At 58.0% G+C, this 7,963-nt stretch carries 7 protein-coding genes; 5 read left to right on the forward strand and 2 right to left on the reverse strand.

Translation table 11 applies throughout. The features are described from left to right. The first annotated feature begins 182 nt into the window (after positions 1-182). The 5 genes from OXE05_13355 (at position 183) to OXE05_13375 (ending at position 6,768) form a co-directional block, all read left to right on the forward strand. Positions 183-1,721 carry a class I adenylate-forming enzyme family protein gene (locus OXE05_13355; GenBank protein ID MCY4438303.1) on the forward strand — a complete coding sequence of 513 codons (1,539 nt, stop codon included), beginning with the start codon at positions 183-185 and terminating at the stop codon, positions 1,719-1,721. A gap of 153 nt (positions 1,722-1,874) precedes the next feature. Next, positions 1,875-2,885 carry a DNA cytosine methyltransferase gene (locus OXE05_13360; GenBank protein ID MCY4438304.1) on the forward strand — a complete coding sequence of 337 codons (1,011 nt, stop codon included), beginning with the start codon at positions 1,875-1,877 and terminating at the stop codon, positions 2,883-2,885. After that, complete coding sequence (locus OXE05_13365) at positions 2,866-3,873, forward strand: restriction endonuclease (protein MCY4438305.1); 1,008 nt, start codon at positions 2,866-2,868, stop codon at positions 3,871-3,873. Before OXE05_13360 ends, OXE05_13365 begins: the two co-directional genes overlap by 20 nt. Next, on the forward strand, positions 3,873-4,313 hold the full coding sequence (locus OXE05_13370; GenBank protein MCY4438306.1) for a very short patch repair endonuclease: 441 nt from the start codon (positions 3,873-3,875) through the stop codon (positions 4,311-4,313). The genes OXE05_13365 and OXE05_13370 overlap by 1 nt, the downstream gene beginning before the upstream one ends. Before the next feature lie 79 nt (positions 4,314-4,392). Continuing rightward, positions 4,393-6,768 (forward strand): endonuclease MutS2, encoded by a 2,376-nt coding sequence (locus OXE05_13375; protein MCY4438307.1) that lies wholly within the window; start codon positions 4,393-4,395, stop codon positions 6,766-6,768. A gap of 256 nt (positions 6,769-7,024) precedes the next feature. Here the strand turns inward: OXE05_13375 and OXE05_13380 are convergent, their stop codons facing one another. Both OXE05_13380 and rsfS read right to left on the reverse strand, forming a co-directional pair. Then, positions 7,025-7,216: a hypothetical protein gene (locus tag OXE05_13380; GenBank protein MCY4438308.1), complete on the reverse strand. Its 192-nt coding sequence runs from the start codon at positions 7,214-7,216 to the stop codon at positions 7,025-7,027. Positions 7,217-7,293: 77 nt separating this feature from the next. Next, the gene (gene rsfS / locus OXE05_13385; protein ID MCY4438309.1) at positions 7,294-7,644 is read right to left on the reverse strand and encodes a ribosome silencing factor; all 351 of its coding nucleotides are present in this window, start codon (positions 7,642-7,644) and stop codon (positions 7,294-7,296) included. Positions 7,645-7,963 lie beyond the last annotated feature (319 nt).

A 7,963-nucleotide genomic window follows, 5' to 3' on the forward strand; every position in this document is an offset into this window, starting at 1 on the left:
TCTTCCACTCTGTATGGGAAAATCGAAATGAGGAGTGGAAGACATTTAGAGGGTCAGAAATAGATCAATTGAGCCCGGCCACTCTGAAATCCGGCTTGCGCCGGAATGACGGATTGTGCGAAAGTCTCCGCAGGGACTACGAATCTCAATGCTACTCCCGCTGGAGAAGTGCACTCTTGGCAGTGAAGTCAGAAACAACCACGACCTTTCAACCGTTTCGCGACCAGCTTGAAACGGCGTTCGATCAGTTTGCGCAGCGGCCGGCGCTGACGTATCAGGACGCGACGTGGACGTATGCCGAGCTGGACGCGCGCACCCGCGCGGCGGCGCTGTACCTGCAAAAGCAGGGCCTGCGGTCGGGCCAGCGGGTGATCCTCTACACGGCGGACAAGCGCGCGCTGCTGCTGGCGCACCTGGGCGCGATCCGGGCGGGCGGTGTCTCGCTGCCGCTGAATTCAAAGTTTACGCCGCGCGAAATGGCGTACTACGCCCGGGATAGCGGTGCGGTGCTCGCGGTGGGCGGTGACGCCGAATTGCCGGTGCTGCAGGCGCTGGTGGACGATGCGGAGACCGCGCTCAAAGGCGTGCTGCATGCCGATGAATTCCTGGCGTTAGAGCCGCAAGCCACGGTCTCTTTGCCGGATTCCACCGCAGCGGACTGGGCGCTGCTGCTCTACTCGTCTGGCACCACCGGCCAGCCCAAGGGCGTGGTGCACACCCACGCCAATCTTGGCGCGGCGGTGCGTTCGCTGGCTGACTGCTGGGCGTTTACGCCGGACGACGTGCTCGTGAATGTGCTGCCGTTCTTTCATATCCATGGCCTCTCGTTCGCCAGCCACGTGAACTTCCTCACCGGCGCCCACATGCTGATGGCCGACCAGTTTCACCCGGTGCGCACGTTGGACTTCATCGACCGCGCCACGGTCTTCATGGCCATTCCGCCCATGTATTACCAGTTCTTGAACCGGCCGGAGTTTCGCACTCACGCGGAAAACTGGTCGCACGTGCGGCTGTTTACGTGCGGTTCCGCGCCAATTCGTCCCGAAGTGCTACCGGAACTGGAAGATATTCTAAAGAGTCCACTCATCAACCGGTATGGGATGACCGAGAGCCACGTGATCGCCAGCCTGCCCATCGACAAGCCCAGCGTGCAGGGCTCGGTGGGACTGCCGCTGGACGGCATCGAGATGACCATGGTCGAGGACGGCTCCACCACCAAGGACGGCCACGCCGTAGGCGAGGTGCACGTGAAAGGCCCGGTGATCTTCGACCACTATCTCAACCGGCCGGAAGCCACCACTGAGGCCTTTGCCCACGAGGGCTTCTTTGCCACCGGCGACCTAGGTTTTTTGAATCACCAAGGGTACTTGACGCTCATCGGGAGAAAGGTCGACCTCATCATCACCAAGGGCTTCAATGTATACCCGCCCATGGTCGAGCGCGTGCTCAACGATTGCCCCGGCGTGAAGGAATCCGCCGTGTTCGGCCTGCCCGACGACCTGCGCGGGGAAAAAGTGGTGGCCGTGGTGGTGAAAGACCCGGCCGCCGACACGGAGGCCACGCCTCGCAACATCCGAGATTTCTGCCGCGAACGCAGCGTGGACTACCAGGTGCCGTCCGACGTCCACTTCGCGGAAGAACTCCCCCGCAACACCATGGGCAAGGTGCTGAAACGCGAATTGCGCGACGGCTTGCTGAGGAATTCGGAGGAAGAGTGGTAGCGAGCTGATACCTCGCTCTTTAGCGCCTATGTGGCAAACTTGCCGAGATGATAGTGTGAACATACGGGCATTGACCTTCTCTTGACCAAATCGCAAGAATACGCTAACATTCGGCGAATAGTGGGGGCAGTTGCATTCACTTTGGAGTTGCAAATGGAATACACGGTTAGACATATGCCGGGTCTTCTTGACCAAGTGAACGCAAGTATAGACCACACTCCATCGTTGCACACGCAGAGTGTTGTGAGTCTCTTCTCTGGATGTGGCGGAATGGATCTCGGATTCCTTGGTGGATTTCGTTTTGCTGGTCACTACTACGAGGAGCTACCCTTCAGAATTGATTGGGCGAACGACATAAGTACGGCGGCCTGCGAAACCTACTCTCTTAACTTTAACCATGACATCAATTGTGGAGATGTTATGGAAGTGCTCGACAGTTTGCCAGAAACCGCTGATATTGTGATCGGCGGTTTTCCATGCCAGGACGTTTCCATTAACGGTTCGAGGCTCGCAGGAAGTGGCAAGCGGACAATTCTCTACAAAGCGATGTTGGAAGTGATTCGTCGGACACGTCCAAAAGTTTTCGTGGCTGAAAACGTCAAGGGTTTGCTCATGTCTCATGGGCGAGACTTTTATCGCGAGATGATGGCTGACTTCTCTGCCCTTGAAGGATATCAAGTGTCAGATCGTCTCTATCTTGCTGCGGATTACGGTGTGCCCCAAATGCGAGAACGTATATTTATCATAGGTGTGAGGGGCGAGAAATCATTCATGCATCCCGTCCGGGTATTTGATGAAACACAGCGACTCACAGCTGGGGATGTGCTACGAGACCTAGAGGACTTGCCCAAAGACACAGACTTTAGTCATGTATGGAGTCTAGCGAACGCTAGTCCTGATCAAGGTAGTAGGAAACTAACTGAACACAAGCCATCCTCGACGATCAGGGCAGAGTGTCATGGAAACATCCAATTCCATTACAAACTTGATCGGCGAATCTCGATGAGAGAAGCAGCCCGTCTACAGTCTTTCCCCGATGAGTTTGTTTTTCCTTTTGGCTTGCGCGAGACCGAGCGCCAGATCGGAAACGCGGTTCCGCCAGTTCTCGCTTGGCATCTGGCTTGTGCTGTGCGGAATTATCTTAATGACGCCCGAATGCTTTGAAGGCGTTCTGACCGAAGCCGTATCTGCTTTGAATGAGGCAGTCCAACGCGGCACCGAAGATTACCGAGATTCCAAACGCTTTGAGAAGCAAGTCCTCGCGGCTCTAGAGAATGCTGTTGAAAACACTAGGGCGAAAGCAAAGGAATCCTTTCACCCACACGCTTTCCCTGACATTTCAGTAAACGGGTTCGGCGTTGAGGTTAAACACACCAACAAAGATTCCTGGCTCGCAGTTGGAAATAGCATATTTGAAGGTATGCGGGATGAATCCGTAGAGAAGGTGTATGTGGTCTTCGGCAAGATGGGTGGATGGCCGGCGGTCAAGTGGGCTAGATATGAGGATTGTGTCACGCATGTCCGTATCTCTCATGCACCGCGATTTGTTGTTGACATGACCCATGAGGGCCAGCCTCTATTCGAAGTAATGAGGTTATCCTACGAGGAGTTTAGCGGCTTGTCTCCAGAAGATAAAATGGGTCATGTGCGGGCTTATTCCAGAGGACGACTCAAGCCGGGAGAACGTCTCTGGTGGCTGGAGAACCGCGAGGAACAGGAGCATGCATTACCTATTGAAGTGAGGCTCTATAGACACTTGTCCCAAGACGAGAAAAGAGAGTTGCGGGCTGAGGCTGCTATTCTATGTCCACAAATATGCGGGCCATCTAGGCCGGGAGGCAAATATGATGGCGCGGCCCTTTACTTGCTGACACGACATGGTGTGTTTTGTCCACAAGCTCGCGATCTATTTTCGGCAGGGAGCGTGGCACTGCGAAAGGACGATCAAAGAGGCGGGAATTATGTGCTACGGGCATTGCAAGACATAGAAGATCTTATGAAGGACACCATTCAGCGTCTCGAAGAAGAACTCTTTGTCGAATACTGGGGCAAGTCCTATCCGCCGAGTGAACGGATCCGTGAATGGCTCAAAAGGGCGGACAGCTATGCTCGCGATTGGACGCCATCTCAACACCTGTTTACCGATTTCTGATGGGTGACATCCTGTCGCCAGAACAGCGTAGCGAGCGGATGTCCCTCATTCGCAGTAGGGACATGAAGCCCGAACTGGTGATTCGTAGACTGACGCACGCTATGGGGTATCGCTATCGGCTTCACCGCCGGGATCTGCCTGGCCGCCCGGACATGGCGTTCATATCCCGGCGTAAGGCTATCTTTGTTCACGGATGCTTTTGGCACCGACACGCAAGGTGTCGTCTTGCCCGGTTACCCAAGTCGCGGCAAGATTATTGGCTGCCAAAACTCGAAGGGAATCGAGTGCGAGATTTACACAGTCAGACTGAGCTTCAACGGATGGGCTGGGGCGTGTTGGTGATATGGGAGTGCGAAGTCAAGTGGGTCAGGGATCAGAGCGAGCTAAAAGGGAAAATCAGGCAGTTCCTTGACAGCAGTTTGGTAGCCAACCCTCACTGAAGCGAGCCTCGTCTAGATGGACTCCGAGTAAAGCAAGCTGTCGGTCACATATTCGTTGGGGTGTAACCCTAGCTACACTATGAACCTCAAAACCCTTGAACTCCTAGAATTTCCCAAAATCCGCGCTTTGCTTGAAGAGCAGGCGCACTTTTCCGCCAGCAAGGCGTTGGCGGAGGAGCTCACACCGGCCACGGAGCCGGAGGCCGTGGAGCGCCTGCTGACGGAGACCGCCGAAGCGCGGGAACTCCTGCGTTTGCATCCGAATTTCACCATCGGGCCGGCCCATGACGTGCGCAGCCTGGTGGACTACGCAGCCCGCGGCGGCGTGCTGGACGCGTCCGCGTTGCTGGCGGTATCGGACACCGTGCGCAGCGGGCGCATGACGCGCGAGATGCTCGTGCGGCGCACCGAGGCCTTTCCGCTGCTCAGCCAACTGGCGCGGGAGATCATGAAGTGCGACCCCTTGCAGGGCGCCATCGAGCAGGCGATTGGGCCGGACGCCGACGTGCTGGATAGCGCCAGCCCGCTGCTGCGCTCGCTGCGCCTGGACGTGCGCGCGATCCACAACCAACTGCTCGACCGCATGCAGGCGCTCGTGCGGACGCCGGAATATCTCGTACATTTGCAGGACCCCATCGTCACGCTGCGGTCGGACCGCTACGTCCTGCCGGTAAAAGCCGAGTTTCGCGGGCGTGTGAAAGGCATCGTCCACGACGAGTCCGCCAGCGGCGCGACGGTCTTCGTAGAACCGCTGGACGTGGTGGAGATCAACAACCGCTGGCGCAGCGCCCAGCGCGAGGAACAGCGGGAAGTTGACCGCATTCTGCGCTCGCTCTCGACTGAGGTCGGCGTCTATCAGCAGGAAATCACCGACAACGTGGGGACTTTGGCCGCCATAGATATCATTCTGGCGAAAGCGCGCTACGCCGAGACGATCAAGGCCGAGCAGCCGACCGTCGTATCCGGCTACCGTTTCTCCTTTCGTCAGGCCAAGCACCCGCTGCTCACGGGCGAGGTGGTGCCCATAGATGTCTACTTGGGACAAGACCCCCACCGGGCGCGTGCCCAGCCATTCTATGTGCTCGTCATTACCGGCCCGAACACCGGCGGCAAGACCGTAGCGCTCAAGACTGTCGGGTTGCTGACGCTCATGGGGCAGTGCGGTCTGCACTTGCCCGTGGCGCTTGGCTCACGCCTGGCGGTGTTTCGACAGGTGCACGCCGACATTGGCGACGAGCAGAGCATCGAGCAGAGCCTCTCCACCTTTTCGTCACATCTCTCTAAGATCATCCCCATACTCGACGAGGCCGACGAGCGTTCGCTCGTGCTCTTCGACGAGCTTGGCGCAGGCACCGATCCCCAGGAAGGGTCGGCATTGGCGCAAGCAATCCTCCTCTTTCTGCGCAATAAGCGCGTGCCGACGGTGGCTACCAGCCACTACTCGGCGGTAAAAGCGCTGGCGCACGTGGAGGAGTTTATGCAGAACGCCAGCGTGGAGTTCGACGTGGAACGGCTCGCGCCCACGTACGTGCTGTCCATCGGCATGCCCGGCACGAGCCATGCGCTGCAGATTGCCGGACGTCTCGGCCTGAATCCGGCGATCGCTGCGGAAGCACAAGTGCGGTTTAGTCCGACGGAGCAGGCGGTAGATGCGTTGTTGGTCTCCCTGCGCGACGAGACGGAGCAACTCAAGGCCGAGCGCGAGCACCTCGCGCAAGACCGTACCGCGCTGGAAACACAGCGTGATGCGTTGGCGGCACGCGTGCGGGAGATGGAGGAGACAGTAACGGAGCAAAAGACAGCGGCATGGGACGAGGCAACACAGGAAGCCGGGGAACTATTGGAGCAGATTCAGGCGCTGGCGCGCCAGGCGAAAGTCTTCGCCACGCCGCTGGATACCAACCGCAAGCTCCTGGAGCACTCCGCCAGGCAAGCCCGCGAACGGCAGCGGGAAATGCGGTCTCGGGCGCGGGCAATGCGTGAAGCGCCCACGCCGCAGTCCCTGGCCGTGGGCGACACGGTGCGCGTGCGCGGGTGGGAGATGCCGGGGCAGGTGCTCGCTTCCCCGGACACGCGCGACCTGGTGGCGGTGCAGGTCGGCCAGATCAAGACCCGCGTGCCCCTGGAAGAGATTACCCAGGTAGAAGCTCAACAGCCCGCGCCTGAAAAGGAAGCGAGACAGCGTGATATCGCGCCGGCCGCGCCGCTGGTGCCGATCGAAATAGACATCCGGGGCAATCGGGCCGAGGAGAGCATCGGGACGGTTGACCGTTATCTCGATCAGGCGCTCCACAGCGGCCTGAAGAGCGTGCGCATCATCCACGGCAAGGGCACCGGCGCGCTCCGCGCCGCCATTCACGACATGCTGCGCGGCCATCCGCTCGTGCACCGCTTCCGCACCGCCCCGGCGCGGGAAGGCGGGGACGGGGCGACGGTAGTGGAGTTAGCGCAGTAGAGGTTGCCTTGGTGAGAACGACGTTCGCTGTGTTCTGCCAATGTGCGTGAATGCGACAGACCGTTCATCCTTCGACAAGCTCAGGACGAACGGTCTTTAGTATTCTACACGAATGGTCTTTGGAGTTCTCAACGAACAGTCTTTAGTTTTCTCAAGAGAAATTTGTGGCAGTATCGGGCCGTGGCGATGCCGCCGCGCCAAACTGTCGTGGAGCAGGCGGCGAATGTGGGATAAGAAGCCAGGTTTCCGTGGTGGATTACTGCACGAAGATCTCGAAATTTACGTCCTCATCACGGTTTAGCACGCGCTGTGTCATGCGGCGCAGATAGGTGACGCTATCGTGACCGAGCAACGTACCGATGACGGAACCGAGCAGCAAGCCGCAAAACGCTCCGAGCGCTACACCCCAAACGAATTGGCCTTCTTCCGCAAGTTTCATACGTATCACAGTTCCAACCCCCTTCGTTCCGGTGAGGGCAGGCATCGCGCGCATGCGGCTTACCTAATTCGCTGCCGCACCCAGGGTCACTGCACACGCAGTATCGTCGTGGCCTGCGACCACAGCCGCTCGAGATGGTAGTACTCGCGCATATCGCTTGAGAAGACGTGTACCATCACGTCGCCGTAGTCCAGTACCACCCAGCCACCTTCACCTTTGCCTTCGCTGCGCAGCGGGGATTCGCCCCGCGCGTCCAAGTCTTGTTCAATATGCTCCACAATTGCCCGCAATTGCGGTGTGGAATCCGCCGAACACAGTACAAAGAAATCGGCCACAACAGTCTGACGCCGAATGTCGAGCAGAGCCATGTCGGCACCGCCGTGTTCGGCCATTATATCGACTGCGAGCTTTGCTTTCTCTAAGCCATCCATCGCCATAATTATAGCACAGACTCCTCGTGACGGCTCCTATCAATTCATGCTTTCCATGGGAAATGAGTTGCCGCCAAACGTATGAAACAGCAAGTCTCGCGCGAGAAATACCGCCCGTCCCCGCACACATCAACAGGCTCGCATGCGCCCTTTCGACTGTGAAAAGTCCCTTGTCATTCCTATAAGTGTTGAGTAATTCGTTGACAGAATTCGCTTTCCCGTAGAAAGCGCTACAAGGCCTTGTCATTCCGAGCGTAGCGTCGAACACTGTTCGCGGAATCTAGGGTCCCTGCTCAACACACTTTCACTGCCTCAGCACTCTAGA

The sequence above is a fragment of the Chloroflexota bacterium genome (assembly GCA_026710945.1).
GTDB lineage: Bacteria > Chloroflexota > UBA11872 > VXOZ01 > VXOZ01 > VXOZ01.